The organism is Pseudomonas sp. AC112, from assembly GCF_979253545.1.
This window is the reverse complement of record NZ_CEEDCM010000001.1, coordinates 2275644-2302170: the sequence shown is the minus strand read 5'-3', so window position 1 is coordinate 2302170 and position 26527 is coordinate 2275644. Positions and strand designations below refer to the sequence as shown.

The 26527-nt window shown below is 62.7% G+C and carries 20 protein-coding genes; 9 read left to right on the top strand and 11 right to left on the bottom strand.

Annotated features, from left to right (window positions below; translation table 11 throughout):
• Window positions 1-99 precede the first annotated feature (99 nt).
• The 8 genes from cfaB to hflK (AC0IYN_RS10610) form a co-directional block, all read right to left on the bottom strand.
• Entirely contained in the window at window positions 100-1284 is a 1185-nt protein-coding gene (gene cfaB, locus AC0IYN_RS10645; protein WP_406596218.1) for a C17 cyclopropane fatty acid synthase CfaB, read from the bottom strand.
• 87 nt (window positions 1285-1371) lie between these two features.
• On the bottom strand, window positions 1372-2160 hold the full coding sequence (locus AC0IYN_RS10640; RefSeq protein WP_471841366.1) for an HvfC/BufC family peptide modification chaperone: 789 nt from the start codon (window positions 2158-2160) through the stop codon (window positions 1372-1374).
• The gene (bufB, locus tag AC0IYN_RS10635; protein ID WP_457238641.1) at window positions 2151-2996 is read right to left on the bottom strand and encodes an MNIO family bufferin maturase; all 846 of its coding nucleotides are present in this window, start codon (window positions 2994-2996) and stop codon (window positions 2151-2153) included. The genes AC0IYN_RS10640 and bufB overlap by 10 nt, the downstream gene beginning before the upstream one ends.
• A gap of 64 nt (window positions 2997-3060) precedes the next feature.
• A complete protein-coding gene (gene bufA2, locus AC0IYN_RS10630) occupies window positions 3061-3312 on the bottom strand; it encodes a BufA2 family periplasmic bufferin-type metallophore (RefSeq protein WP_078050818.1) in 252 nt (83 codons plus the stop codon).
• 117 nt (window positions 3313-3429) lie between these two features.
• Window positions 3430-5316: a cation-translocating P-type ATPase gene (locus tag AC0IYN_RS10625; protein ID WP_471841363.1), complete on the bottom strand. Its 1887-nt coding sequence runs from the start codon at window positions 5314-5316 to the stop codon at window positions 3430-3432.
• Complete coding sequence (gene hflK / locus AC0IYN_RS10620; protein ID WP_457238643.1) at window positions 5313-6347, bottom strand: protease modulator HflK; 1035 nt, start codon at window positions 6345-6347, stop codon at window positions 5313-5315. Before hflK (AC0IYN_RS10620) ends, AC0IYN_RS10625 begins: the two co-directional genes overlap by 4 nt.
• On the bottom strand, window positions 6344-7336 hold the full coding sequence (gene hflC, locus AC0IYN_RS10615; RefSeq protein ID WP_406596263.1) for a protease modulator HflC: 993 nt from the start codon (window positions 7334-7336) through the stop codon (window positions 6344-6346). The genes hflK (AC0IYN_RS10620) and hflC overlap by 4 nt, the downstream gene beginning before the upstream one ends.
• 9 nt (window positions 7337-7345) lie before the next feature.
• Window positions 7346-9250: a protease modulator HflK gene (hflK, locus tag AC0IYN_RS10610; protein WP_457238644.1), complete on the bottom strand. Its 1905-nt coding sequence runs from the start codon at window positions 9248-9250 to the stop codon at window positions 7346-7348.
• A 246-nt stretch (window positions 9251-9496) separates the two neighbouring features.
• On the opposite strand from hflK (AC0IYN_RS10610), the gene AC0IYN_RS10605 reads away from it, so the two are divergent.
• The 6 genes from AC0IYN_RS10605 to AC0IYN_RS10580 are packed head-to-tail and all read left to right on the top strand — an operon-like array spanning window position 9497 to window position 15184.
• Window positions 9497-10120 (top strand): CDP-alcohol phosphatidyltransferase family protein, encoded by a 624-nt coding sequence (locus AC0IYN_RS10605; RefSeq protein WP_471841360.1) that lies wholly within the window; start codon window positions 9497-9499, stop codon window positions 10118-10120.
• Between the two features lie 11 nt (window positions 10121-10131).
• Window positions 10132-11886, top strand: coding sequence for a bifunctional alpha/beta hydrolase/class I SAM-dependent methyltransferase (locus tag AC0IYN_RS10600; RefSeq protein ID WP_406596211.1), 1755 nt, complete (start codon window positions 10132-10134; stop codon window positions 11884-11886).
• A gap of 2 nt (window positions 11887-11888) precedes the next feature.
• Window positions 11889-13187 (top strand): phosphatase PAP2/dual specificity phosphatase family protein, encoded by a 1299-nt coding sequence (locus tag AC0IYN_RS10595; RefSeq protein ID WP_457238645.1) that lies wholly within the window; start codon window positions 11889-11891, stop codon window positions 13185-13187.
• Complete coding sequence (locus AC0IYN_RS10590; RefSeq protein WP_078050825.1) at window positions 13177-13620, top strand: hypothetical protein; 444 nt, start codon at window positions 13177-13179, stop codon at window positions 13618-13620. Before AC0IYN_RS10595 ends, AC0IYN_RS10590 begins: the two co-directional genes overlap by 11 nt.
• A gap of 9 nt (window positions 13621-13629) precedes the next feature.
• Window positions 13630-14250, top strand: coding sequence for a lysophospholipid acyltransferase family protein (locus tag AC0IYN_RS10585; protein WP_471841357.1), 621 nt, complete (start codon window positions 13630-13632; stop codon window positions 14248-14250).
• Between the two features lies 1 nt (window position 14251).
• Window positions 14252-15184: a phosphatidate cytidylyltransferase gene (locus AC0IYN_RS10580; RefSeq protein ID WP_078050827.1), complete on the top strand. Its 933-nt coding sequence runs from the start codon at window positions 14252-14254 to the stop codon at window positions 15182-15184.
• Window positions 15185-15279: 95 nt separating this feature from the next.
• Here the strand turns inward: AC0IYN_RS10580 and AC0IYN_RS10575 are convergent, their stop codons facing one another.
• The gene (locus AC0IYN_RS10575) at window positions 15280-15762 is read right to left on the bottom strand and encodes an Lrp/AsnC family transcriptional regulator (protein ID WP_010207672.1); all 483 of its coding nucleotides are present in this window, start codon (window positions 15760-15762) and stop codon (window positions 15280-15282) included.
• A gap of 126 nt (window positions 15763-15888) precedes the next feature.
• On the opposite strand from AC0IYN_RS10575, the gene AC0IYN_RS10570 reads away from it, so the two are divergent.
• The 3 genes from AC0IYN_RS10570 to pbpC all read left to right on the top strand — a co-directional run bounded on the left by AC0IYN_RS10570 (window position 15889) and on the right by pbpC (window position 24675).
• Complete coding sequence (locus AC0IYN_RS10570) at window positions 15889-16518, top strand: LysE family translocator (RefSeq protein ID WP_406596209.1); 630 nt, start codon at window positions 15889-15891, stop codon at window positions 16516-16518.
• A gap of 77 nt (window positions 16519-16595) precedes the next feature.
• Window positions 16596-22394 carry an MG2 domain-containing protein gene (locus AC0IYN_RS10565; RefSeq protein WP_471841354.1) on the top strand — a complete coding sequence of 1933 codons (5799 nt, stop codon included), beginning with the start codon at window positions 16596-16598 and terminating at the stop codon, window positions 22392-22394.
• Window positions 22375-24675 (top strand): penicillin-binding protein 1C, encoded by a 2301-nt coding sequence (gene pbpC, locus AC0IYN_RS10560; protein ID WP_471841352.1) that lies wholly within the window; start codon window positions 22375-22377, stop codon window positions 24673-24675. The genes AC0IYN_RS10565 and pbpC overlap by 20 nt, the downstream gene beginning before the upstream one ends.
• Here the strand turns inward: pbpC and AC0IYN_RS10555 are convergent, their stop codons facing one another.
• Window positions 24676-25842: a hypothetical protein gene (locus AC0IYN_RS10555; RefSeq protein WP_457247638.1), complete on the bottom strand. Its 1167-nt coding sequence runs from the start codon at window positions 25840-25842 to the stop codon at window positions 24676-24678.
• Entirely contained in the window at window positions 25839-26420 is a 582-nt protein-coding gene (locus AC0IYN_RS10550; RefSeq protein WP_471841351.1) for a LemA family protein, read from the bottom strand. The genes AC0IYN_RS10555 and AC0IYN_RS10550 overlap by 4 nt, the downstream gene beginning before the upstream one ends.
• Window positions 26421-26527 lie beyond the last annotated feature (107 nt).

Genomic DNA, 26527 nt, shown 5'->3' with positions numbered 1-26527 from the left:
GCCAGCGATAGCGTCGTGTCAGCCGACTGATCCGGTACTGATACACCGCCATCGCTGGCAAGCCAGCTCCTACAGTCAGGTCTTCTGCGTTTTCAATAATCAGCGGTAGATATCTTCCCGCGTCCACGGCAATTCATGGCTGCCATCTGCATGGGGCTTCACCGCCAGAATCTGGTGCAGGTTGATCCAGCCCCGCGCAAACGCATACGCGCAGCCGGCCAGGTACAGCCGCCAAATGCGCAACGCTTGCTCCGGCACCATCTTCGCCGCCGCTTCCAGATTGTCTTCCAGCCGCTCGCTCCAATGGTCCAGGGTGCGCGCGTAGTGCAGGCGCAGGCTTTCGACGTCGACCACTTCCAGCCCGACTTCACTGATCTCGGCGGTCATCATCGCCAGGTGCGGCAACTCGCCATTGGGGAACACATAGCGTTCGATAAAATCCCCCGCACCACGGCCTACCGGGCGGCCATCGGTGTGCTTGGCGGTAATGCCGTGGTTCATCACCAGGCCGCCTTCGCGCACGGCGCCGAACAGGGTCTTGCAGTATTCCGCCAAGTTGGCGTGGCCGACATGTTCGAACATGCCCACGCTCACCACTTTGTCGAAACGGCCATCCTGCGGCAGGTCTCGGTAATCGAGCAGTTGCAGGTCCACCTGGCTTTCCAGGCCTTCGGCTTTCACCCGCTCCCGGGCCAGGGCCAGTTGCTCCTTGCTCAAGGTGATGCCAAACACTTTCACCCCGAACTCCCGCGCGGCGAACCGCGCCAGCCCGCCCCAACCACAGCCTACATCGAGCAAATACTCGCCCGGCTGCAGCCGCAGCTTGCGGCACAGGTGGCGAAATTTGTCTTGTTGAGCCTGGTCGATGGATTCGCTGCCGGTTTCGAAATAACCGCAGGAATACGCCATGTCCTGGTCCAGCCACAGCTGGTAGAACTCGTTGGACAGGTCGTAATGGTAGGAAATGGCCGCTGCGTCAGTGGCCTTGTCGTGGATCGAGCGCACCGGACGACTCCCCTCGTCGTCTTCGATCAGGGCGTGACTCAATTCGTCACATACCCGGATGACCTCGGAGATGGAGCCTTCCAGCTCCAATTTGCCCTCGATGAAGGCTTCGCCCAGTGAATCGAGCGTGGGATGGGTCAGCTTGGAGACTACCGTGGGGTCCTTCACCACGATGGTCACACTGGGCTCGGGGCCCAAGTTGAATTCATGGCCGTCCCAGAGTCGAAGACGCAGCGGTAGCTGAAGATTCTGTAAGGCCGGTGGAAGTTGCGCGAGCATGAGTGATCCCCCCTTGTTTCAGACGTCTGCTGTGAGGGTAGACCATCCGAAGACAAAGTAGGAGGCTATCGATTTGATAGCGGTCTTCTATGGGGCTAGGCGCTCGAGCAAACCGTCTTGGATCCACTGTTTCAGCCAGGTGACGGCTTGCAGTGGCGCACCCTCTGCATAAGTGACTGCGAGTTCGGCGCACAGTTCTGAAAAACTCCAGCCGGTAGTCACCATGCCCGCCAGGGCGCAGATTTCTGCAGGCTCCAGGCTGCGGTACTGGCATACATTCTGGTGCCTCCACACCAGGCAGATCTGCGCCGGGTCCAGCGCCTGGCTGGGCGGGAAGTGCGACTCATCCTTGCTGGCCCGCCAGAGTGCCACCGTGTTGAAGCGGCAGAGTATCTGTTGCACGGAGGGCGTCAGCGTCACCTGCAAACCCGGCCAGTCTTCAGGCGCCAGGCGTGCCATGTCGTGGAGGGTCAGCGGATCACCCTGGGGCGCGTCAAACGCCAGGGTAAACGCCCACTCCAACCGCGCCAGTTCCGCCAGCGGCGCGCTTTGTTCCGCCACCAGGTGCTCAAGAATGAACGCAGGGAAACGCTCGCCCAGCCACCGCAGGCTGTAATGAGCCGATGGGTAACGGCGCACATAGGCGTCGGTCAGCGAGGCGAATTCATCATCGCCCAGCCAATAGAGGACGGCACTGAAGTCATGCCGCAAGACTTCCCGCAGCCGTGCGAGGTAGGCGTTGTGGTAAATCGCCAGGCCCGTGTCCACGTCCAGTGTCGGCCCGCCCAGCAGGGTGGCGGCGAAGCTGCTGTCGGCCACTGGGGTTTCGGCTAACAGGTGCTGTTCAAAGGCCAGTTGCCAATCGATCAGGCGCATAACGATCTCCTGGCCAAGGCGATGGCCCCCAGTTCGCGGGCCTTGCTCAGCTCTGTGAGCAACGCTTCGAAGGGGGGGAAGTGGTCGTCCCGCTCCAGTAGCGTCGACACCGGGCCCAGGTGCTCCAGCGTCTGTTGATAGAGCGCCCACACCGGGTCAGACACGGGATGGTCATGGGTGTCGACCACGTAGTCGCCATAGTCCATGTGCCCCGCCAGGTGCAGTTGGCGGATGCTCTCAGGGGGCAGGTTGCGGATAAACGTCCAGGCGTCAAAGCCATGATTGCGCGAGCTGACATACACATTGTTGACGTCGAGCAACAATTGGCAGCCCGACAGGTGCACCAGGGCGTTGAGGAATTCCCACTCGGTGAATTCGTCCGCCTTCGAGCGCACATAACTGGAGACGTTTTCCAACACCAGTGGACGCTCCAATACGTCCTGCACTTGGCGCACGCGGGCGGCCACGTGGTAAAGGCTTTCTTCGGTGTACGGCAGTGGCAGCAGGTCGTGCAACTGGTGAGCGCTGCCGCGGCTCCAGCACAGGTGATCAGACACCCACGCCGGTTGGATACGCTCGGCGAGCTGTTTGATTTGCTTCAGGTAATCGGTGTCGAGGGCATGGGGCCCGCCAATGGACAAGGACACGCCGTGCATCACCAGGGGATAACGCTCGGCTATCGCCTCCAGGTAGTACAAGGCTTTGCCGCCCTGGACCAGATAATTCTCGGAGATCACTTCGAACCAATCCACGGGCGGCGATTGTTCAAGGATCTGTTCGTAGTATTCGTTACGTAAACCCAGGCCGTAACCCAGGAAGGGAAGAGACGTGGCCATCATGGACTCCTGGAAAAGTGTCCGCAGCGGCGTGAAAGCCGCTGCGGTTGCACTCGGCTTGCGATTACTCGCCGACTTTGCCACCGGCAGCGTCGCAGGCAGCCTTGGTCATGGCCTTGAAGCCGTGGCCCTTGCAGACAGCCTGGCCTTTGCAGGCGTTTTCAGCGGTCTTGCAGTCGTTCATGCCTTTGCAGGAGGTCACGCCGTAACAATGAACGTTAGCGTCGGCGGCCTGTGCCTGGGTCGCAACACCGGCGAACATGGTGGCAGCAGCAATAGCCAGGGCAGCACCGGAAACAGCTTTTTTGATGTTCATTTTTGTATTCCTCAACGATCAGTAGGGGTGTCGTTCTGAACGGATTGTTCAGCCTCGACACACCACTAGAGTGAGGTCCCCCATAGGCGTTACAGCACCTGCAAAAAAAACTGAAAATTATTCCTCAAGCTTCAACAGGGGTTCCTGAAAACGCAGCAAACGCCCGGCGTTCCCCAGTACCAGCAAGGTGCTGAGGTTATGCAACACCGCCGCAATCATGGCGCCGGCGGCACCCAACCAGCCAAACGCGGCAAACACGACAATGGCCAGGGTCCAACCCAGGCCGATGACCACGTTGACCTGCAACGTCTGCCGGCACTGGCGGCTCAAACGTACACAGGTGCCCAGGCGCCGCAGGTCGCTGCCGATCAGCACCACATCCGCCGACGCCAACGCGATATCCGCCCCACCCGCGCCCATGGCCACGCCGACCACACCGGCCTTGAGCGCCAGCGAATCGTTGATGCCATCCCCCACCACCATTGGCCGGAAGCCGCTGCCGATTTCGCCCAGCACGCGGTTGAGCTTGTCTTCTGGCAGGGCCTGGGCCTCGACATCGCTGATGCCCACGTCCAGCGCCAGGCTGTCAGCCACACTCTGGCGGTCGCCGGTGAGCAGCAGTTGACGACCGAGCCCAAGGTCACGCAGCTCCTGCAGGGCCTGGCGGGCTTCCGGCTTGACGCTATCGGCCAGCAACAGCCAGGCCAGAAACTGCCCGTTCAGCGCCAGCCCGGCGATGGGCCCGTCGTGATGGGGAACAGCCGTGGTGAGGATGCCCAGTTGTTCGAACAACTCCGGCCGGCCCAAGGCCGCTTCGCCCCCATCGGTCTGCGCCACCACACCAAGGCCCTGGCGCTCGCGAATATCCGTCAACGCCAGCCTCTGTTCCTGGGTCGCCAACCCTGCCAGCGCCCGGCTGACCGGGTGGCTGCTGGCCGAGCCCAAGCTGGCTGCCAGGTTCAGCAACACCTGCCGGTCCGGCGCGGTGGTTTCGATGGCGTGCAGGCGCAACGTGCCGAAGGTCAGGGTGCCCGTCTTGTCGACCACCAGGGAGGTCAGGTCCGCCAGCTCTTCGAGGAACGCCGAGCTGCGAATCAGGATCCCATGCCGCGCCGCCACAGCGATCCCGGCAATGGCGGTGGCCGGCGCCGACAGCACCAAGGCGCATGGACATGCGGCCACCAACACGGCGAGCATCGCCTGGGCGTCATTGGTCACAAACCAGGTGACCGCCGCCAGCAGCAACACCAGCACCATATAGCTGCCGGCATAACGCTCCAGCAGCCGTGTGATCGGCGGCTTGGAACGCTCGGCGTTCTGCATCAGCGCAATGACCTTGCCCAAGGTGGATTCGTTACCGGTGCGGGTCACTTGCAGGCGCAGCAGGCCGTCGAGGTTGATCGCCCCACCAAACACCTGCACACCCACGCTGGCTTCCAATGGCACCGACTCACCGGTAATCGGCGCCGTGTCCAGGCTCGCCTGGCCCGACAGCACCACACCATCAGCCGGTACCCGATCACCCGCACGCACCTCGACGATGTCGCCGGTGTTCAGCGTGCCGTTGTCCACTTCATGGATGCTGCCGTCAGCCTGCACCAACCGCGCATGACTGCGCGTGAGTTTACCCAGGGCATGAATCGCCTCCTGGGAGCCGATCACGCTGCGCTCTTCCAGCACATGCCCAAAGATCATGATGATCGGCAACAGCGCGGCGGTCAGCAGGTCACCCGTGGCCCAGGCGCCGAGCATGGCCAGGGCGATCAGTTGGTCAGTGATGCCATGCAGGCTGGGAAATCGCAGGCTGTACCAGGCCGAACGCATCACCGGCACCGCCACCAACAGCGACGCGACGCCCAACAACAACTGGCTCACGCCGGTCTGGTCCGGCGCCAGCCAGCGCCATACCAGGCCCAGCACCAGCAAGCCCAAGGCGAGCATGGCCAGGGTCAATTGCCGGGCAGCGCTGCGCTGCTCGGCGGACGTCAGCATGGGTGCGCTCATTGTTCGGCTCCCTGGATGATCAAGCGGGCGTCGTCTTTAGGATCGACCGTGGTCACCGAGCCGGCCTGGCCGAGAATCTTTGGCAGGCGCTCGCGGTACAGGCGCAACATCAGGCCCGGGTCTTTCACCTGGGCCAGGCTGGCAACCGTGGCCGTCTGCGCCTGGGCATTGGCCAGGCGTTCGCTTGCCTGGGCATGGGCGACCTGCACCAGGCGATCGGCCTGCTGGGTCGCGGTCTGGTCGAGTTTTTCCGCATCGGTGCGGGCGTTGGCTACGGCTTTATCGGCCTGTTGACTGGCAGTCAGCACCGCATTGAACGCGTTCACCGCCGGGGCTGGCAGGCTCGATTGCACATCCACGCGGGTGACTTGGATACCCAATCCCAACCCTGTGGATGTCAGCTCCGCCAAGCGTTTGTTGATGCCTTGCACCAAGTCGCCACGCAGCCGCTCGCGACGTTCGGCAGCGCCGTTATCAGACCCGATCAATTCAGGTCGTGCCACCAGGATCGTGTCCAGATCCCGCGCCGCCGTGAGCGCCACGGCGCTGCGGGTGACCAGGCGATCCAGCGCCGGCAGCACATGCTCGCCCTGCAACACAAAAGCGTAGGGTTCGATGACTTTGTAGAACACCCGCACATCCAACTGCACCACGCCGGCATCGCCGGTCAGCAAATAACCGGAGCCGGCCAACGCATCACTCAACGGCGTGGCGAAACTGGCCACGCGGTCGGCCTGGATCGCCGCGTCCGAACGCAACAGGTTCTCCACCCGCCGCTCGATCACACGGTCAGCCGCCGGCAACAGCACCACCTGCTCAAAAGGCTGCGGCCAGGCCAGCAACAGCCCGGCGTTCTGGATACGGTCGAGGGCGCCGAAGTGCAACACCACCGCGCGGTACTGCGGGTCGATCTGGCGCACATTGGAAAATGCCCAGGCCAACGCCGCCAATACGGTCACCGCGTACAACGCCAGGAACGTCAGGCGCCCGGCCTGGATCCACGGGCTGTCCGGGCCGTCACGCTCGGTCATGGCTGGACATCCTTCGGCCCGTCGACCAAGGCGCGGAATGGCCCAGCGTCGGTGCGCAGGATGATCTTGGTGCCTGGCGTGACCACGGTGCCCAAGGTATCCAGGGAGCGCAGCAGGTTGTACAGCTGCGGATTGCCGGCGTAGGCGCGGCCATAGATCTGCGCGGCCTCGACCCGCGATTGCGCTTCGATGTCGGCGGCTTTCACCGTGGCATCGGCCTGCACAATGCGCGCATCACGCTCGGCGGCGGAGCGGATCTGCGCCGCTTCGCGCTTGCCCACGGCGGTGCGCTCGGTGGCGATGGTTTCCCGCTCGGCGCGCATGCGGTCGACCGTGGCGGTGAGGGTCACTGACGGCAAGGTCAGCCGTTCGATACCGACTTGGGCCACGCGCACGCCGTAGGTGGTGAGCAATTGTTGATCAATCTGCTGGCGCAACTGCGCTTCGAAGTCAGCGATGCGCACCTGGCTGGCATCGGTGTTGATCAGGCTCGACAGGTCGAAGCTGGCCGCCGTGGTTTCCAGCGCCGAACCTACGAAGGTGCGAATCTGCCGCGCCGCCTCATCCGGCTGGTTCTGCACCGCGCGCATGAAGCGCTGCACGTTGTCTGCGTCGCCCTGCACCTGCCACGCCACGTACGCCTGCACGATGATGCGCAGGCCATCGCGGGTGCCCACATCCTGCAAACCGCTGGAGGTGGTGCGCAGGCGCAGATCCACCGGGATCGCCGCTTCGAACGGCGCCGGCCAGCGCCAGCCCAGGCCGGGTTCCAGCAGCACCCGCGAAGGGTTGCCGAAACGAGTAATCACCGTGGCCTCGCCGGAGCGCACTTGCACCAGGCTGGCGGCGGCGACCGCAAACAATACCAGCAACAGCGCCCAGGCCATGCGGCGCCAGGGGAACGGGCCGGCCGCGTGTTCGTCACCGTGATGAGGGTGGTGGTGATGGCCGTGATGATGACCGTGATCGTGAGAATGAGCGCTCAACAGACAGACTCCTTATTGAACGGCTTTACGCGGCACCGAAGGATCGGCCGGCAAGGTAAAAGAACGCAGATCGATCGTCGGCGCGCCATCGGCGCCCAGGCGGTGATCCAGGATAAGCAGCTTGGCATGGGCCAGGCCCTGGCTGAGTTGGCCAAGGTATTGCTCCAGTACGAAGGCCTGGCCGGCCGTGGCGTAGGCCTTTTGTTCGGCGGCGAAACGCAGGTCGGCGGCCTGGGCGCCGGCATTCACTTCCCGCGCTGTGGCCTGGGCCTGGTCGCGGGCGGTGCTGGCTTGCAGCAACGCCTGGTTGGTTTGCTCACTGGCCGCACCGCGCTCGCGGGAGATCAGGGCCTGGGCACCAATCTGCGCAGCTTGCACGCCGTGATAAGCGTTGGCGGCACCGGCCGGTGGGTGGATCGCCTCGACCACGGTGGCAAGGATTTCCACGCCACTGTCGAGTGTTTGCAGGTCCGCCTGCACGGCGCGCCCGATCTCGTCAGCCAGGGAGGTGCGTTGTTCGCCGAGCAATTCATCCAGGGTACGCGAGGCAAAGTCGTGCACCAGGATGCGACTGGCGGTGCTGCGGATCAGGGTCGGCACGTCCGCGCTGTTATAGGTGGCGGCGAGCGCGGCCTGGTCGGTGAGACCGATGCGGTAGACGAACCGCACATCCATATTGACGATCTGGAAGCTCTGTTTGTCGCCGCTGCTGCTGGCGATCACCTGGGACTTGTCATTCACATGGCTGGCGTCCCACAAGCGGTTGGCGATCAGCGGGGCCGGGCCTTCGGCAGGCGCCAGCTCCGGTGTAGCGGCTTCGCTGACGCTGGTGGCCAGTTCATGCACCACGCCGTTTTCTACACTGATCACGCGGCCCAATGGCCATGGCAATCCCGCATGCAAGCCAGGGCCGAAGACCTGCACCGGCTTGCCGAAACGTTCATAGATCCCACGGCCTTGCAGGGGCACTTCGTGCACGCCGGTAAGCGCCCAGCCTACCGCCAGCACCACCAGCAACACCGGCAGGAACGCCCTGCGCATGTAGGTAAAGGCCCAGATCTGGCGCAGGTCGATGCCGAAGCGGTTGTGCAACTCATGCTGCAACGCGAGCAAGGGTTGGGGCGGCCAACGCAGCAGCCCTGCGATAAAGCTGTGCGCCATCAGCCGAGGTTCGAGCCGTGGCTGGCGTGGGCTGAACAACGACAGCACAGCCCTCAATAGAAACTCCAGCGAGACCAGTGCCGGCAGCAACCCGATCAGCACCGCCAGGCGCAACGGCCACACCGACTGCGCACCGGCAAATAGCAGGCAAACCGCACTGACCACCAGGCAGATAATCGCCACCCGACTCAACTGCGCCAGTTGCGAGGCTTCCGGCCATTGCGCGGCGGTCTCCTGCGCCAGACGGCGTTCAAACACCAGCAGGCCAAACGCCAAGGCCAATGCCAGCGCAGCACCGATGCTGGCCGATTGACCGACGGGGGCGGCGGGTAACGTCAGGTTCCAGAATTCGACAATGCTGACCAGCGCCAGCAGCGACCAGCCGCCAAGCCATAACACCGGCGCACCGATCTGCTTGCCAAAGCACTCGACCAGGCGCGCGTAGCGGCCCGCGTTTTCAACCGGCAGGTCAACTGCGGGTGCTTCCAGTGCCTGGGCGCGCCAATCCGCCACCCACCAGGCTGACTGCAAACCGGCGACAAGCAGCCATAACGCCGACGCGCAGTTGATCAGCACCACGGGCCAGACCGACAGCGGTGCAAACAACGCGACAAACAGCGCCAACACCCAGCCGGCCACCGCCAGCACCGTCAGGCTGATACCGGCTTGGCGCAATCGACGGGCATGGAACAGCCCCTGTTGAAAACGCGGGAGGCCTTCCACCGAAGCGCCGTCAGCTTCCAGATCCACTTGCATCCACTCAACGCCCAGTTGTACACAATTCGTTACGATATAACACGGAGCGTGAAATTTTTGTTCGAGAAACAGCAGTTTCAGATGCCCCCAAATCCCCTGTAGAAGCTCCCACAGAGTGACATCGTTGTGTTCAAGACCGTGACTAAACCCCCAGAAACACGCGCCATCACTGGTGCAGGCCGCGATTAATCGGCACACTCCAGAACAGTTTTTCGCGGGTCCACGGACAAGGAAGCGTCACCCCCCATGATTTCGATCTATCAGCTCAAACCGCGTTTTCAGAACTTGCTGCGCCCGCTTGTGCAGCGCCTTTACGACAATGGCACCACCGCCAACCAGATCACCGTACTGGCCGGGGTGGTTTCGCTGCTGGTCGGGCTGCTGATCGCCAGCTTTGCCCAACACCTGTGGCTGTTCGCGCTGATCCCGTTATGGATGATCCTGCGCATGGCCCTCAACGCCATCGACGGCATGCTCGCCCGCGAATTCGGCCAGCAGTCGCGCCTGGGCGCTTACCTCAATGAACTGTGCGATGTGATCGCCGACAGTGCGCTGATCCTGCCGTTTGCGTTGATCCCCGGTGTGAGCCTGGCGCCGGTGCTGCTGGTGGCGTTGCTGGCGGTGTTCAGCGAATACGCCGGCGTGCTGGGGCCCATGGTCGGTGCATCGCGCCGCTACGACGGGCCGATGGGCAAAAGTGATCGCGCCTTCGTACTCGGGGTCCTGGCCACCGGCGTTTCGCTGGGCTGGCTGGGCGCCGGTTGGGTCGATGCGGTGATGTGGCTGGTCGCTGCCCTGCTCGCGTACACCCTGGTCAATCGGGTGCGCCAGGGCCTTAAAGAACAACAAGAAACCTCACCGATTGCATAAGGATTTTTGCGATGCGCGAACAGCAAGAGCACAGCTTCAGCACCCATGATGGCGTCGAGCTTTTCTACCGGCACTGGCCAGCCACCGCCCAGGCAGACGGCGAGCCGCGCAAAGCGATTGTGTTGTTCCATCGCGGCCATGAGCATTCGGGGCGTATCGCCCATCTGGTCGATGAGCTGAACCTGCCGCAGTTCGACTTCTTCGCCTGGGACGCCCGTGGTCACGGCCAGTCCCCTGGCGAGCGCGGTGACAGCCCCAGCTTCGCCACCAGCGCCCGCGATGTGCAGACCTTTTGCAACCACATCGGTGCCACCTATGGCATCGAGGAAGAAAACTTCGCCGTCGTCGCCCAAAGCGTCGGTGCGGTCATTGCCGCCACGTGGGTACACGATTACGCGCCGAAAATCCGCGCCCTGGTGCTCGCCTCCCCGGCCTTCAAGGTCAAGCTCTACGTGCCGTTCGCGCGGCCGGGCCTGGCGCTGATGCGCAAGTTTCGCGGCAACTTTTTCGTCAACAGCTACGTCAAGGCCAAGTTCCTCAGCCATGACCCGGAACGCGTAGCCTCCTACGACACTGACCCGCTGATCACCAAGGCAATCTCGGTAAACGTGCTGCTCGGCCTGTATGAAGCGGCCGACCGGGTAGTCGCCGATGCCCAGGCGATCCAGGTGCCGACCCAATTGCTGGTCTCCGGCTCCGACTTTGTAGTGCATCGCAAACCCCAGCAGCAATTCTTCGACCGCCTTGGCAGCCTGAAAAAAGAGCTGCATATCCTTCCCGGGTTCTTCCACGACACCCTCGGCGAACGTGACCGCGCCACCGCCGTGAACAGCGCCAGGCGCTTTATCCTGCAGAACTTCGAATACCCGCTGGACCGCGCCTCGCTGTTGGATGCGGACAAACTGGGCACCACCTGCGCCGAATCCGAAGCCCTCGCCGCGCCGCTGCCGCGCAACTCCCTGCGCGACCTGTACTGGCGCCTGACCCGCGCCAGCATGGGCCTGGGCAAGAACCTGTCGGATGGCGTGAAACTAGGCTTCGACACCGGTTTCGACTCCGGCAGCACCCTGGACTATGTGTACCGCAACACGCCTACCGGCAAGGGCGGGCTGGGGCGGATGATCGACACCAATTACCTCAACTCCATTGGCTGGCGCGGCATTCGCCAACGCAAGCTGAACGTCGAGGAACTGCTGCGCCTGGCCATGACCAAGTTGCGGGATGAACAGCGTGAAGTGCGCATCGTCGACATCGCTGCCGGCCACGGTCGCTACATTCTTGAAGCCTTGCAGGGCGTGTCGCCGCTGCCGGAATCGATCCTGCTGCGTGACTACAGCGACATCAACGTGCGCGACGGTGGCGCGCTGATCCGCGAGAAGGGCCTCGGGGATATCGCGCAGTTCGTCAAAGGGGATGCGTTCGACCGCCTGGATCTGGCGGCGCTGGACCCGAAACCTACGCTGGCGGTGGTGTCCGGGTTGTACGAACTGTTTGCCGACAACAGCATGGTTGGCGGCTCATTGGCCGGACTGGCCGAGGCCGTGGAGCCCGGTGGCTACCTGGTCTACACGGGCCAACCGTGGCACCCGCAACTGGAACTGATCGCCCGGGCGCTGACCAGCCATCGCCAGGGCCAAGCCTGGGTAATGCGTCGTCGCAGCCAAGCGGAAATGGATCAACTGGTGGAAGCTGCCGGCTTTCGCAAGATCACCCAACGTGTGGATGAGTGGGGCATCTTTACCGTGTCCCTGGCACAGAAGATCTGAACATGCGCGAACCCGGCTTGTTGAAACCAGCGGTCCTCTGGCTGCTGCTGTTAGCGCCGCTGTTCTTCAGCACTTACGGCTTTGCCACGTGGGTGACCAGCCAACGCAGCGACGTCGGCACGCTGGTGTTCGGCTGGGAAACCCATATGCCGTTTTGGGCATGGACCATCGTGCCCTACTGGTCCATCGACCTGCTCTACGGGTTTTCCCTGTTGCTGCCCAACACTCGGCATGAGTTGAAACAGCATGCGTTGCGGCTACTGTCGGCCCAGGTCATCGCGGTCAGTTGTTTCCTGCTCTGGCCGCTGCGCTTCACCTTCGAGCGGCCAGCGTTGGATGGCGTTTTTGGCTGGCTGTTTGCCGTGCTGGCGGGCTTTGACAAACCGTTCAACCAGGCGCCGTCGCTGCATATCGCGCTGCTGGTGATCCTGTGGGTCATGTACCAGCGCCATAGCCAAGGCGTGTGGCGTTGGCTGGTGCACGGCTGGTTCGCATTGATCGGTATTTCGGTGCTGACCACTTATCAACATCACTTTATCGACTTACCCACAGGCGCCCTCGCGGGGTGGATATGCGTTTGGCTGTGGCCGGTGGCGCATCCGAGCCCGCTGTTGAATGCGCGGCTCACACGAGACCCCAAGCGCTGGCGGTTGGGCGTGCGCTATGGGCTCGGTGCCTTGTTCCTCGGGGTTCTCGCCTGGGTACTGGGCGGCGGCTGGCTGTGGATACTTTGGCCGGCGGTGTCTCTCGCCTTGATCAAGGCCAATTACTTCGTACTGGGCGCTTCTGGTTTCCAGAAACGCGCCGATGGCCAACTGACGCCCGCCGCACGGTGGCTGTATGCGCCGTACCTGGCCGCCGCGTGGATAAATTCGCGCCTGTGGACACGCAAGCATCCCCAACCCGACCGGGTTGTGGATAACGTCTGGCTTGGTCGAATTCCTACGAGAAGCGAGCAGGCGCCCTTCAAGGCCATCGTAGATCTCTGTGCAGAATTGCCGATTAATCCACAGGGCCGCGCTTACCAATGCATCCCCGTGCTGGACCTGATCGCCCCAACGCCCGACGAATGCCTGCAGGCCGCCCACGCCATCGAGCGCCTGCGCGCCAGCGGCCCCTTGCTGGTGTGTTGCGCCCTCGGCTATTCACGCAGTGCTACCGCCGTTGCCGCCTGGTTATTGCACTCCGGGCGCGCCGCGACGGTGGAGCAGGCGCTGACTATCATTCGTACAGCGCGGGCCGATGTGGTCCTGCACCCCGCACACCGTGAAGCGTTGGAGGGTTTGCCCCATGCCAGCTGATATGGAACTCCAAGTGGTCGCCAGCCTGTTACGCCGTGGCCGCTCGCTCGATCAATTATCCACAGGCCTGACCGTGGCCGGTGTGTTGTTCGGCCTGGCCCAGTTGTTGATGGCGAGCATCTCGACGATCTGCCTGTTGCTCAGCCTGTGGATGATTATCCTCGGCTTGCTGCAAAAGTACTGGGCGCTGCGGGTGGCCTTCGACGCCGACCTGTTTGCTCTGCTGGCGCGTGATATCGAGCGCACCCCGGACCTTGACCAGGCCCTGCAAACCCTCGGCCTGCAATCGCCCAAGCGCGTTGGCCGGCCTTGGCCCGAACGCCGTCGCGGCGCGCTCAAACTGTTGCGCAAACAAGCCTGGCTGCTCGGCGCACAAGCGCTGCTGACCCTGGGCGTGATCCTCGCCAGCCCTTGGCTGCCTTTCGCCGGATAAGGAATACCCATGTTCGAACCCGTGGTCGCCACGCTGATTACTTCCATGGCACGCACCGTCACCGGAGCGCGCAGCCTGTGGCTGGGTTGCGCGCCGGTGCCGGTGCAACGCATTTACTTCGCCAACCACAGTAGCCACGGCGACTTTGTGTTGCTGTGGGCCTCGCTGCCGCAGAACCTGCGTAAATTCACGCGCCCAGTGGCCGGCAGTGATTACTGGAATAAAAGCGCTCTGCGCCGCTACATCATCAACCGCGTATTCAACGGCGTATTGATCGATCGCGAACGCAAAGAGCCTGTGGATAACCCGTTGCAGCCCATGCTCAACGCCCTGGAAGGCGGCGACTCACTGATCATCTTCCCCGAAGGCACGCGCAATCTCGACGACGGCCTGCTGCCGTTCAAAAGCGGCCTGTATCACCTGGCCAAAAGTTACCCACAGGCCGAACTGATCCCAGTGTGGATCGCCAACCTCAACCGGGTCATGCCCAAGGGCCGCGTACTGCCGCTGCCCCTGCTGTGCACCACCAGCTTCGGCGCGCCGCTGCAATTGGAGGAAGGCGAAGACAAAACCGCCTTCCTCGCCCGCACCCGCGATGCCCTGCTCGCCCTTGCCCCGGAGCACGTCTGACATGGATAGCCAAACCCTGATGTTGTTCGGCGGCATCGGCGCGATCCTGGTGCTCGCCTCGCTGATCGGCCTGATCCTCAAGCTTCGCACCCGTGGCAGCCCAAACGCCGTCATCGACAACCTCAACGCGCGCATCAACGCCTGGTGGGTGATGGTGGTGGTCATCGGCATCGCCTTCTGGCTCGGCACCGGCGCGGTGATCCTGCTGTTCTACGCGGTGTCGTTCTACGCCCTGCGCGAATTCCTCACCCTCACCCCCACCCGCCGCAGCGACTACCCAGCGCTGGTGGCCGCGTTCTACCTGGCGCTGCCGCTGCAATACTTGCTGATCTATTCAGACTGGTACGGCCTGTTCTCGATCTTCATCCCGGTGTACGTGTTCCTGCTGCTGCCGATCCTCGCCTCACTCGGCGGCGACAGCACGCACTTCCTGGAGCGTGCCTCGAAGGTGCAGTGGGGCTTGATGATCGCGGTGTTCTGCGTGTCGTTCGTGCCCGCCCTGCTGACCCTCGACATCCCCGGCTACGAAGGCCGCAACCTGCTGCTGATCGCCTACCTGGTGATCGTGGTGCAGTTGTCCGACGTGCTGCAGTACGTGTGCGGCAAGCTGTTCGGCAAACACAAGATCGCGCCCAACCTGTCCCCTTCAAAGACAGTGGAAGGGTTTATCGGCGGGATTCTGCTCTCGTCGCTGATCGGCGCGGCATTGTGGTGGACCACGCCGTTCAACCCGTGGCAGTCGTTCTTGATTGCGCTGCTGATCAACCTGCTGGGGTTTGCCGGCGGCATCGTGATGTCTGCGATCAAGCGCGACCGGGGGGTGAAGGACTGGGGCCATATGATCGAAGGGCACGGTGGGATGCTGGATCGGTTGGATTCAGTGTGCTTCGCCGCGCCCATCTTCTTCCACCTCGTGCGCTACTGGTGGACCTGAACAAGCCCCTGTAGGAGCCGGCTTGCCGGCGATGGCGACCCGGAACGTTCATGAAATTCACGGGCCTCATCGCCGGCAAGCCGCTCCTACAGTCATTAGCCTGGCAAATGCCCCAGCGGCAATGCGCCTGGGGTCTTTACGGTCTGGATCGCGAAGTTGCTGCGGATGTCCCTCACCCCCGGCAGTTTCAACAGGCTGCCCGTGACAAACCGTTCGTACCCGCGCAAGTCCGGCACCACCACCTGCAACAGAAAGTCCGACTCCCCTGACACCAGGAACGCCGAGATCACTTCCGGCAGCGCCATCACTGCCTCGCGAAAGGCGTTGGCCTCGGTGTCGTTATGCCGCTCCACCTTCACGCCCACGAACACCATCATCCCCAGGCCGACTTCGTCACGGTCCAGCGTGGCCTGGTAGCCGCGAATCACACCGGCTTCTTCCAGCAGACGCACGCGCCGCAGGCAGGGTGAAGCAGACAGCCCGATCTCGTCAGCCAGTTGCACATTGCTCAGGCGGCCGTCGCGTTGCAGGGCTTCAAGAATCTTGCGGTCAAACGCATCGAGTTTTAGGTTTGGCATAAGTGAACAATCGATAAGGTAATCAGTGGCAGAAAATTCCAAGAATAGACGCTTTTATGGCTGACTACGCAAGCACCTGCCCCACCCTTCGGCCCTAGAATTGGCCAACACACAAGGGGGTGAGACATGACGGAACTCTGGTTATTCCTGGTGGCGCTGTCGGTGGCGTATCTGTTGCCCGGGCCGGACATGATCCTGCTGCTGCAGACCGGAGCGCGCCAGGGCAAGGCGTTGGCGCTGACCACGGCGATTGGCTTGGGAGTAGCTCGCGCCTGCCATGTGGCGTTGGCGGGCATGGGGTTGGCGACCTTGTTCAAGGTGGCGCCGTGGACCTTTGATGTCGTGCGCCTGGGTGGCGCGGCCTATCTGTTGTGGCTGGGTATTCAATGCCTGCGCGCGACTATGCTGCCATCCCTGGAGACAGCAAACACCCCACTGGCAGCCCATGCCTGGCGTGCAGCATTCCAACGCGGCTTGCTGACCAACCTGCTCAACCCCAAGGCGCTGCTGTTCTGCTCGGTACTGCTGCCGCAATTCATCAACCCCCAGGCCGGCCCGGTGGCAGCGCAGTTTGCGTTGCTGGGCGTGATCCTGGTGGCCGTCGGTTTCGCGTTCGACTGTTGCTACGCCCTGGCCGGCGCGCACATCGGCCAGTGGCTGGCACGCAATCGCTCGGCGCAGCGTCTGCAACAGTGGTTATTCGGCAGTCTTTTGATTGGTTTTGCGGTGCGTCTCACTTTTGTGCAACACGCCTAGCGGGGCGGCGTATCTGCGTCATCTTTTGTATCAAAGACGCGTGTAAGATACGCCGCACTTAGCCAGGGATGCTCACCATGTTCGATTCGTTCAAAGCGATCAGCCGCCGTATTGTCGGTGCGATATTGACTGTGGTGGGGGCCATCTTTGGCCAATGGCATCCGCCGGTCTGGCTGCGCGCCACCGGCCGTGGGCTGGCGAACCTGGGCGGCAAAGCCCGCGCATACCCACGTCAAACCGGTGCCGGCTTATTAGGGCTGGTCCTGTTGGCCGCTGCCGGTTTCTACGGCTGGCACTGGTATTCCAACCTGCCAAAGCCGCATACCGCGAGCTATTCGCTGCACAAGCCGAACCTCACCGACTACACCCAGCAAACGCCGGTTGTGGATAACTTGCAGGTGCGTTTCGGCGAGTCTGTGGCCCCACTGGCGGCCATCGGCAAACCGGTTACCGAGGGCATCAGCCTCAAACCTGCAGTCGCGGGCACCTGGCGCTGGGCGGATGACCGCAGCCTGTTGTTCGTACCGGAAAAAGACTGGCCCATCGACGCCCACTACACCGTCGAACTGGCAAAGAAAAACCTACTGGCCGACGGCGTGCTGCTGGACCAATACAGCACGCAGTTTTCCACTCAACCGTTCCGCGCCACCCTGGCACAAAACGAGCTGTACCAAGACCCGTCCAACCCGACGCTGAAACAGCTGGTGGCAACCTTCCGTTTTTCCCACCCGGTGGATGAAGACACCCTGCGCAAGCGCGTCACGGTAACCCTCGGCAAAGGCCTGGCCTACCGCGACGCCCAGTTGCCCAACCGCCCGGAAATCACCTTCGACGAGAAGAAACTCAACGCCTACGTACGCTCCGCCGCCCTGGCGACCCCGTTGGAAAGCACGCCGGTCAGCGCCAAGCTCGACGAAGGCATCAAGGCCCGCGACGGCGGCAACGCCAGCACCGCGCCGCTGGTGGCGGAAGTCACCGTGCCCGGTCGCTATCGCCTGACCTTCACCGGGGCCGAAGTGAGCTTTGTCGACAACGAACGCGGCGAGCCGGAGCCCGTGCTGATGTTCAGCAGCTCCAGCGCCGTGGCCGACGAAACCATCGCCGGCAAGGTCCAGGCCTGGCTGTTGCCGGAAAAAGCCCAGGACGACACGCGCCCCTATAGCAGCAACGACATCGATGACGCCCTGCTCGCCCGCAGCACCAAGGTCAACCTGACCCACGTGCCCAGCGTCGAACCGCTGAATACCCTGCACGCCTTCAAATTCAAGGCCCCTGCCGGTCGCGCGGTGTATGTACGCGTGCCCGCCAACCTGGAAGCCATCGGCGGCTATCTGGCGAAGAATCCTACAGCGTCGCTGATCAGCATGCCGGCGTACCCGCGCACTTTGCAGTTTCTGTCCGACGGCGCCTTGCTCAGCCTCAACGGCGAAAAACGCCTGGGCTTCATGGCCCGTGGTGTGCCTGGCGCCCATGTGGAAATCGCGCGTTTACTGCCCAACCAGTTGCAACACTTGGTGGACCAGAGCAGCGGCAGCTTTGCCCGGCCGAATTTCGGCAATGAGTATTTCGATCGCATGGTCGAGCGTCAGGCGTTGGATATCCCGCTGTCATCCAATGACCCGGCAAAAACCGTCTATGACAATGTCGACCTGAGCCACTACCTCACCGCCAATGGCGGCCGGCGCGGCATTTTCGTGCTCAAGCTCAGCCCGCAGGATGACCCGGCCCCGCGAACGTTCGAGTACGACCGTAGCAGCACCAGCGACCTGCGCTTCATCGTGGTGACGGACCTGGGCATCATTGCCAAGCGCTCCAGCGATGGCAGCCATGACGTGTATGTGCAGTCCATCGGCAATGGTTCGCCGGTGTCCGATGCACAAGTCGACATCATTGGGCGTAACGGTCTGCCGGTGAGCAGTGGCCGCACCGATGCCGAAGGCCACGCGCACTTCGCCAAGCTGGATGAGTTGCGCCGTGAGAAAACGCCGCTGATGTATGTGGTTACTCGCGGCAATGACCAGTCGTTCCTGCCGATCGCCCGCCAGTCCCAGCAGTTGGATCTGTCGCGTTTCGACGTAGGCGGTTTGGAAGAAGACGGTGCGATTGATCGCCTCAGCGCCTACCTGTTTACCGACCGTGGCCTGTACCGGCCGGGCGAAACCGCGCACCTGGGCATGATTGTGCGCAGCGGTAACTGGAAAGGCGCATTGCAAGGCCTGCCGGTTGAGCTGCAGATCACCGACCCGCGTGGCCTGGAAGTGATTCGCCAGCCGTTGAAGCTGTCCGCCAGCGGCTTTGAAACCTTTGATTTCCCCAGCAGCGAAGTCGCCCCCGCCGGTGAGTACACCGCCACCTTGCAGTTGATCGGCGAGAAACAGACCCGCACCGACCTGGGCAGCGTGAACTTCAAGGTCCGCGACTTCGAGCCGGACCGCATGAAGGTCAGCCTGAGCCTGCATGACACCCCTGTGCAGGGCTGGATTCCACCGGACCAAGTGGTGGCCAAGGTCACCGCCATGCACCTGTTCGGCGCTCCGGCAGCCGGCCGTCGGGTCACCGCGAAGATGTCCCTGAGCCCGACACTCGCGGCGTTTGACCGCTACCCGGATTACCGTTTCCGCCTCAACGACTCCCTGGAAGACGCCACCACTGAAGACCTGGCCGAAACCACCGTCGACGACAACGGCCAGGCCGTGCTCGACCTCAACCTGCAACGCTTCGCCAGCAGCACCTATCGCCTGCAGGTGATGACCCAGGTGTTCGAAGCCAAAGGCGGCCGCAATGTGGCGGCGCAAAGTGCCTTGCTGGTGTCGTCCGCGCCTTATCTGGTCGGTGTGAAAAGTCAGGATTCGCTGTCGTACGTCGCCAAGGATGCCCCGCGCCAGGTGCAATGGCTGGCCGTCGCGCCGGACCTTACGCCGATGGCGGTGGATGGCCTGACCAGCGAAGTGGTCGAGCACCGCTATGTGTCGGTACTGGTGAAACAGTCCAACGGCACCTACAAGTACGAGTCGCGCATCAAGAACATCAGCCAACCGGCCTCACCGCTGGTGATGACCAAGGAAGGCGCCAAGCAGACCTTGAACACCGGCACGCCGGGCGACTTCACCCTGCAACTCAAGGACGCCAACGGCAACCTGCTCAACCAGATCGACTACAGCGTGGCCGGGCGTGGCAACACATCGCGCTCCCTGGAACGCAATGCCGAGTTGCAACTGCGCCTGGATAAACGCAGCTACGCCACCGGTGACGAAATCGCCATCAGCATTCGTGCGCCGTATACCGGTGCCGGCTTGATCACCATCGAACGCGACAAGGTCTACACCCAGCAGTGGTTCAAGGCCGACAGCACCAACAGCGTGCAGCACATCCGCGTGCCGGCAGGGCTTGAGGGCAATGCCTACGTGAACGTGCAGTTTGTGCGCGACATGGGCTCGGCCGAGGTGTACATGAGCCCGCTGTCCTACGGCGTAGTGCCGTTCAGCATCAACCTGGATGCGCGGCGCATGGCCTTGAAGGTTGAAGGCCCGGCGAAGATCGAGCCGGGGCAGATGCTGGATATCAAGGTCAACGCTGATCGCCCGGGCCGCGCGGTGGTCTACGCGGTCGACGAAGGCATCCTGCAAGTGGCGCGCTACCAGACGCCGGACCCGCTGGGTTTCTTCTTCCAGAAGCGTGCGCTGGAGGTTGGCACCAGTCAGATCCTTGACCTGATCCTGCCGGAATTCAGCCGCCTGCTCAGTGGGGCGGCGCCCGGTGGCGATACGGAAGGCGCCCTGGCCAATCACCTCAACCCGTTCAAGCGTAAACACCAGCCGCCGGTGGCCTGGTGGTCCGGGCTGGTGGACTTGCCGGCCGGCGAAACCGTGCTGCATTACCAAGTGCCGGACAGCTTCAACGGCAAGCTGCACCTGTTCGCGGTGGCGGTAGACAGCGACAGTGTCGGCGTCAGCGAAGCCACGACCGACGTGCGCGGGCCGATCGTGATCACGCCAAACGTGCCGGCCTTTGTCGCGCCAGGAGATGTGTTCAACGTCAGCGCCGGGGTATTCAGCAATCTCGACGCGGCGGCGGATGTGAAGTTTGAAGTGCAGACCAGCGCAGGCCTGATTGTGCAGGGCGACAAGGGCAGCACCTTGTCCCTGCAGCCGCGCAAGGAAGGCACGGCCGAGTTCAAGATCAAGGTCGGCGACACCCTCGGCTCGGCGGACCTGCGTTTTGTCGCAGTGCTGCCGGACGGCAAACGCATCCAGGTGGCAGAAACCACCTCGATCCGCCCACTGAGCGAACATCGCGTAGCCCTGAGCCTGGGCCGCTTCGACAGCGCCAGCAAGGAGCTCAAACCCACCCGCGAGCTGTTCAGCCAACTGCGCGACGTGCAGCTGGGCGTGGCCGCGTCGCCGCTGGTGTGGGCCAACGGCCTCAAGCATTACCTGGATGACTACGGCTACGCCTGCACCGAGCAACTGGTGTCCAAGGCCATGCCGGCGTTGATCTGGGGCGGCACACAGCCTGAAGCCGAGCAAGCCTTCAACAGTGCGGTGCGCATGCTGCGCCAGCGCCAGAACCAGGCCGGCGGCTTTGGTTTGTGGGCAGCCAACCCGGACGTGGCGCCGTACGCCAGCCTCTACGCCACTGACTTCCTGATCGAAGCCAAGGAGCGCGGGCTGCCGGTGCCGGATGACCTGCTGGTGCGCTCGAATGCGTACCTGACGGACCTGGCCAATGGTCCTAGCGAGGGGCTATCGGAATTGCGCAACCGGGCCTACGCCAGTTACCTGCTGAGCCGTCAGGGGATTCTGGTGAGCGGTGCGTTGAGCGATATCCGCGAGCGCTACGAGGGCTACTTCAAGGATAGCTGGCAGAACGACTTGGGCGCCGCTTACCTGGCGGCCAGCTACAAGCTGCTCAAGCAGGATCGCCAGGCTGACACACTGTTCCGCAAAATCCCCTGGCGTTCGCTTGTGGATAAGTGGGACAGCGACGGCCTGTATTACGACCCGCTGGTGCATGACGCCGAACACCTGCACCTGTTGGCGCGCCACTTCCCCGAGCTGATGGACGATGTACCCACGGCGCTGCTGGACAAACTCGGCAAGCGCCTCAACGAGCAGCGCTACAACTCGCTGTCGGCGGCCCTGTTGCTGCGCGCCCTGGACAACTATGGCCAGCGTGCGCAAAGCGACATGACCCTTAAGGCCACCGCCTGGCTGGGCGACAAGCAGCAGCAATTGCTGGAGATGGCCGGCCAGCCACCCCGCGCCGCCGTGCCGGGCGCTACGCAGAAGCTGGTGATGGAAAAATCCGACGGCCCGGCCGCGTTCTACATGCTCAGCGAAGCCGGTTTCGACAAGGGCGCCAAGCTCAAGCCGATCACCAATGGCCTTGAAATCATCCACGAATACCTCGACCTCAAGGGCGAGCCGGTGAGCAAGGTCGCGGTAGGCGATGAGTTCCTGGTGCGCCTACGTCTGCGCGCGACCGACCGTGACCAGGTGCAGCAAGTGGCCGTGGTCGACCTGCTGCCGGGTGGCGTCGAGCCTGTGTATAACTTGCCGCCGGAGCCAGAAGCCGCGAGCAGCGAGGAAGGCGAAGAGTCCGAGTACGTGGAAGAGGGCAGCCAGGAAGAAGAAAGCTGGCAAGCCCCCATCGGCGAAACCGAGCTGAGCAACTGGCAGCCGGAGTACGTCGATGTGCGCGATGATCGCGTGGTGCTGTACGGTACCGCGCTGCGCGATGTAGGCACTTTCGTATACCGCGTGCGCGCTACCAACGCGGGCACCTTCAATACGCCACCGGCCTACGCCGAGGGCATGTACGAAACCACCCTGCAAGGGCGCGGCAAAGTAGGCCAGCTTGAAATTACCAAGCCTTAAGCGCCTGACACTGCCGCTGTTCGCAACGGCGGTGGTCCTGGTGGGGCTGCGGGTGTGGCCCCATGCTCCGCTGGAAAAGGCCGTGACCTCATCGCGGGTGGTGTTGGCCGATGACGGCGCGCTGCTGCGCATGACCTTGGCGGATGACGGGCAATACCGTCTTTGGCTACCGTTGGAGCGGATTTCTCCTTCATTGGTCGAAGCCTTACTGCTCAAGGAAGACCGCAATTTCTATTGGCACCCGGGGATCAATCCCCCGGCATTGCTGCGCGCAGCCATGGCCACCTACAGCGGTGGCCAGCGCCAGGGCGGCTCGACCTTGAGCATGCAACTGGCGCGGCGCCTGTGGGACCTGAACACTCGCCAGGTGCCGGGCAAGTTGCAGCAGATGGCGTTGGCCCTGTGGCTGGAGGCGCGCTACAGCAAGCACGACATCCTTGAGGCCTATCTGAACCTGGCGCCCATGGGTGGCAATATCGAAGGGGCCGAGGCGGCAAGCCGTATCTACTTCGGCAAGTCGGCTGCGCAGCTGTCATTGTCCGAAGCACTGGCGCTGGCGGTGATTCCACAACAGCCAGGGCGGCGGGCGCGCTTTGGGCCGTCGCTGCAAAACGCCCGGCTGCGCTTGATGAACGACTGGCGCGAGACTTATCCACAGGACCCACGTAACGACAGTTTGCTGGAGTTGCCCCTCGAAGCACGCGACCGCCAGCACATTCCGTTCCTTGCGCCGCATTTGAGTGAACAACTGCTGGCATCCCAGCCCGGCACTGAGCTGAACAGCACCCTCAACCTGCCGTTGCAACAATTGCTCGAACGCCTGATCACCGGCTTTATCGCCGAACGACGCAGTACAGGTGTGGAAAACGCCACGGCGATCCTGATCGACAGCCGCGACCAGAGCGTCAAGGCATTGGTCGGGTCTGCGGATTACTTATCCACAAGCCTGCACGGCCAGGTCAATGGCGTGCTGTCGCGACGCTCGCCGGGGTCGACGCTCAAGCCCTTCTTGTATGGGCTGGCGCTGGACCAAGGGGTGATCCACCCCATGAGCATCCTCAAGGACTTACCGAGTAACTTCGGCTACTTCCAGCCGGAAAATTTCGACGGCAGTTTTGTCGGCCCGCTGACCGCGCGGGACGCCCTGATCCGTAGTCGCAACATCCCGGCAGTGTGGCTGGCCAGCCAGGTCAAGTCACCCTCCTTGTATGGACTGTTGCAACGCGCCGGGATCAAAGGCCTGCGAGACGAAAGCCATTACGGCCTGGCCCTGGCCCTCGGTGGTGGTGAAATGACCCCGGAAGAGCTGGCGCGCCTGTATGTGATGCTGGCCGGTGATGGGCATCTGCGCCCGTTGCGCTATTTGCAGGAACAGCCCCAGACCACCGGCGCCCAACTGCTGACGCCCCAGGCAGCGTTCATGGTGCGCGACATGCTGCGTCGTAACCCACGCCCGGATGGCCTGCCTGGACGTCACTGGCGCACTGCCTGGAAAACCGGCACCTCCTGGGGTTTTCACGATGCGTGGAGTGCAGGACTGGTCGGCCCCTACGTGCTGGTGGTGTGGGTGGGCAACTTCGATGGTCGTCCAAACCCAGCCTTCATCGGGGCCAAGACCGCCGCGCCGTTGTTCTTCCGCATCGCCGACGCCCTGCCTTTGGCCTTGCCCAACGTGGTGATCAAAGCCGACAAACCGCCCGCCGGATTAGTGCGCATTGATGTCTGCGCCGCGTCCGGCGAGTTGCCCAACCGCTGGTGCCCGCAAACCCGCAAGACCTGGTACATCCCCGGTGTATCGCCGATTCGCGTGTCGAACCTGCACCGGCCGGTGCTGATCGACACCCGCACCGGCAAGGCCGCCTGCCCGCCGTTTGACGCGCAATACACCCGCGAAGAAGTCTTCGAATTCTGGCCGAGCGACGTGCAACGCCTGTACCGCGCCGCCGGCCTGCCGCGACGCACCCCGCCAAACGTGATGAAAAACTGCCAGCCCAACCGCCTCAGCGACCAGAGCGAAGCCCCGCAGATCCGCTCGCCGCTGACCCAGGTGAGCTATCAACTGCGCCTGTCCCAGCCCCAGGAAAGCATCCCGCTGAATGCCAACGCCGCCAGCGATGCGGCGACGTTGTACTGGTTTGCCGATCAAACCTTGATCGGCCAAGGGCCACCGCAAACCACGTTGAATTGGCGGCCGGGCAAGTCGGGGGAGTATCGGTTGCGCGTGAGTGATGATCAGGGGCGCAGCGCAAGTCGGGGGTTGAAGGTGGAGTTTGTGCCGTGATCAGGCGTCTTCGTCGCCGAAGCTCGCCTTGCCGACACGCTTGGCAAAATGGTTGTACGCCGCCCCCAGTTTTCGTTGTTCAAAAATAGAAAACACCAGGGTGCCCAGCAGAATCAGCATCCACACCAGAAACAGCTTCAGCGTATCCACGTGGGCCACGAACAGCAGCAGGGTCACCACGCCGCCAATCACCATGCCCAGCCCCATCCACGCCCCCAACACACGACCCACGGCCATGCGTATGCCTTTGGGCAGGACCAGTCGGGTGGCCATCATCACCATGATGATCGCCAGGAAGAAGCCAAACGCGGCCATGAACGGAATCTGGAAACCGCCTTCGCGGTACAACCAGGCCAGCAAACGATACAGCGGGCCGAGTTCTACCATCTGTTGATAAGTGTCCGGACCCGGCAAATGCAACTGGGCAATCTGCTCGGGGGTGAGCGCCATAATCCCCACGCCGATTATCCCCGCGAAGACGGCATAGAACCCACCCACACGCCACAGCGGCGCCAGCACTCGGCGGTTTTCCACATCCTCGGTCAGCGCCACGCCGAACACGGCCTTGGGGTATTTGCCCTGGGCAATCACGGTCTGGCCGTCCCATTCGCAGGCATCGCCGATCAGCATCACATCCAGACCTTCGCCGAGCAGGATTTCACCTTGGCGGCGAGAGCTGCCGATCAATTCGTAATCGTCGGGCGACTTGTTGCCGAACAGGTCGATACCCTCGGCTATCACACAGACTTCACCGCTGGGGTCCTGCACGCGAAAGTCATTGCAACACGCCTCGCTCTTGGACCGGCTCCAACTCCAGCGCCCGTCGTCATCCTTCTTACCGTCTTCAATGATCCACACATAACCTGCGCACTGTTTGCCATGCACCGGCGACAGCAATGGCGTATCCACAATCACCTTGCCACGCAGCTCAACCAGGCCCATTGCCAGGGAGCGGATCTGGCTCGTTGCCAGCCGCTGCTCGGTTTTGTAGAAGCCTGGGCCAAAGCTGGTCAGCAGGCAGATCAATAGGAACACCGGGAAGAACAGCGCGACAACCGTCATCGGGGCATAGATCAATAGCCCGATAAAGCCCGCAAGAATCACCAACGCCAGTGCGGTTTTCCACTTCGGCTTTTTCACCACGGCGCCTACCGGGGTGGTCTTCATGCCCTTGGCACCTCGAGCTTCACACCTTCGTAGCGGGTTTCTTCGGCGCTGATCGCCAGCAACGGGATGCGCTGATAACTGAGCAGCCGCGCAAAGAACAGGTCGGGGAACACTGCAATGGCAATGTTGTAGAGGTTGACCGACTCATTGAAAAACTCACGCCGGTCGGCAATGCGCTCCTCCACCGCCGAGATCGCCTGTTGCAACTCGACCATAGTGGGGCCCGACATCAACGTGGGATAACCCTCCGCCACCGCAATCACTGACTTGATCGCCGCGTTGAGCTGGTTGGAGGCATCGACCTTATCGTTGAGGCTGCTGGCATTGAGGTACTGCTGGCGAGCGTCACTCAGGCGCGTGAACAACGCGTTCTCGTGGTTCATGGCGGTTTGGACCACACGCATCAAGTCCGGGATCTGATCGGCCCGCTGCTTGAGCAGCACGTCGATGTTGGCAAAGGCTTTGTCCACATCGTTACGCCGCCTCACCAGGCCGTTATAGACCCCCACCATCCAGCCCACCAGGCCCACGACAATGATCAACACAACGACGCCGGCGATAAGGAGTTCGATGCTCATGGTGAAGGCATTCCCTGGCTGAGTTATCCACAGGGTCGCATTCTAGGGGTAAAGCGTGGCGACCAATGCGGAATTAGTCCACAAAAGGGACAGAAGGCCCACGCATA

What these genes read in the sequence shown, in the direction of transcription:
- AC0IYN_RS10595 (WP_457238645.1), top strand. Translation starts at nt 11,889, where the DNA reads ATGCGCGAACCCGGCTTGTTGAAACCAGCGGTCCTCTGGCTGCTGCTG.
- AC0IYN_RS10575 (WP_010207672.1), bottom strand. Translation starts at nt 15,762, where the DNA reads ATGCCAAACCTAAAACTCGATGCGTTTGACCGCAAGATTCTTGAAGCC.
- AC0IYN_RS10640 (WP_471841366.1), bottom strand. Translation starts at nt 2,160, where the DNA reads ATGCGCCTGATCGATTGGCAACTGGCCTTTGAACAGCACCTGTTAGCC.
- AC0IYN_RS10565 (WP_471841354.1), top strand. Translation starts at nt 16,596, where the DNA reads ATGTTCGATTCGTTCAAAGCGATCAGCCGCCGTATTGTCGGTGCGATA.
- cfaB (WP_406596218.1), bottom strand. Translation starts at nt 1,284, where the DNA reads ATGCTCGCGCAACTTCCACCGGCCTTACAGAATCTTCAGCTACCGCTG.
- AC0IYN_RS10600 (WP_406596211.1), top strand. Translation starts at nt 10,132, where the DNA reads ATGCGCGAACAGCAAGAGCACAGCTTCAGCACCCATGATGGCGTCGAG.
- AC0IYN_RS10590 (WP_078050825.1), top strand. Translation starts at nt 13,177, where the DNA reads ATGCCAGCTGATATGGAACTCCAAGTGGTCGCCAGCCTGTTACGCCGT.
- AC0IYN_RS10555 (WP_457247638.1), bottom strand. Translation starts at nt 25,842, where the DNA reads ATGAAGACCACCCCGGTAGGCGCCGTGGTGAAAAAGCCGAAGTGGAAA.
- AC0IYN_RS10585 (WP_471841357.1), top strand. Translation starts at nt 13,630, where the DNA reads ATGTTCGAACCCGTGGTCGCCACGCTGATTACTTCCATGGCACGCACC.
- hflK (WP_457238644.1), bottom strand. Translation starts at nt 9,250, where the DNA reads ATGCAAGTGGATCTGGAAGCTGACGGCGCTTCGGTGGAAGGCCTCCCG.
- hflK (WP_457238643.1), bottom strand. Translation starts at nt 6,347, where the DNA reads ATGACCGAGCGTGACGGCCCGGACAGCCCGTGGATCCAGGCCGGGCGC.
- AC0IYN_RS10625 (WP_471841363.1), bottom strand. Translation starts at nt 5,316, where the DNA reads ATGAGCGCACCCATGCTGACGTCCGCCGAGCAGCGCAGCGCTGCCCGG.
- AC0IYN_RS10550 (WP_471841351.1), bottom strand. Translation starts at nt 26,420, where the DNA reads ATGAGCATCGAACTCCTTATCGCCGGCGTCGTTGTGTTGATCATTGTC.
- AC0IYN_RS10570 (WP_406596209.1), top strand. Translation starts at nt 15,889, where the DNA reads ATGACGGAACTCTGGTTATTCCTGGTGGCGCTGTCGGTGGCGTATCTG.
- AC0IYN_RS10580 (WP_078050827.1), top strand. Translation starts at nt 14,252, where the DNA reads ATGGATAGCCAAACCCTGATGTTGTTCGGCGGCATCGGCGCGATCCTG.
- bufB (WP_457238641.1), bottom strand. Translation starts at nt 2,996, where the DNA reads ATGGCCACGTCTCTTCCCTTCCTGGGTTACGGCCTGGGTTTACGTAAC.
- bufA2 (WP_078050818.1), bottom strand. Translation starts at nt 3,312, where the DNA reads ATGAACATCAAAAAAGCTGTTTCCGGTGCTGCCCTGGCTATTGCTGCT.
- AC0IYN_RS10605 (WP_471841360.1), top strand. Translation starts at nt 9,497, where the DNA reads ATGATTTCGATCTATCAGCTCAAACCGCGTTTTCAGAACTTGCTGCGC.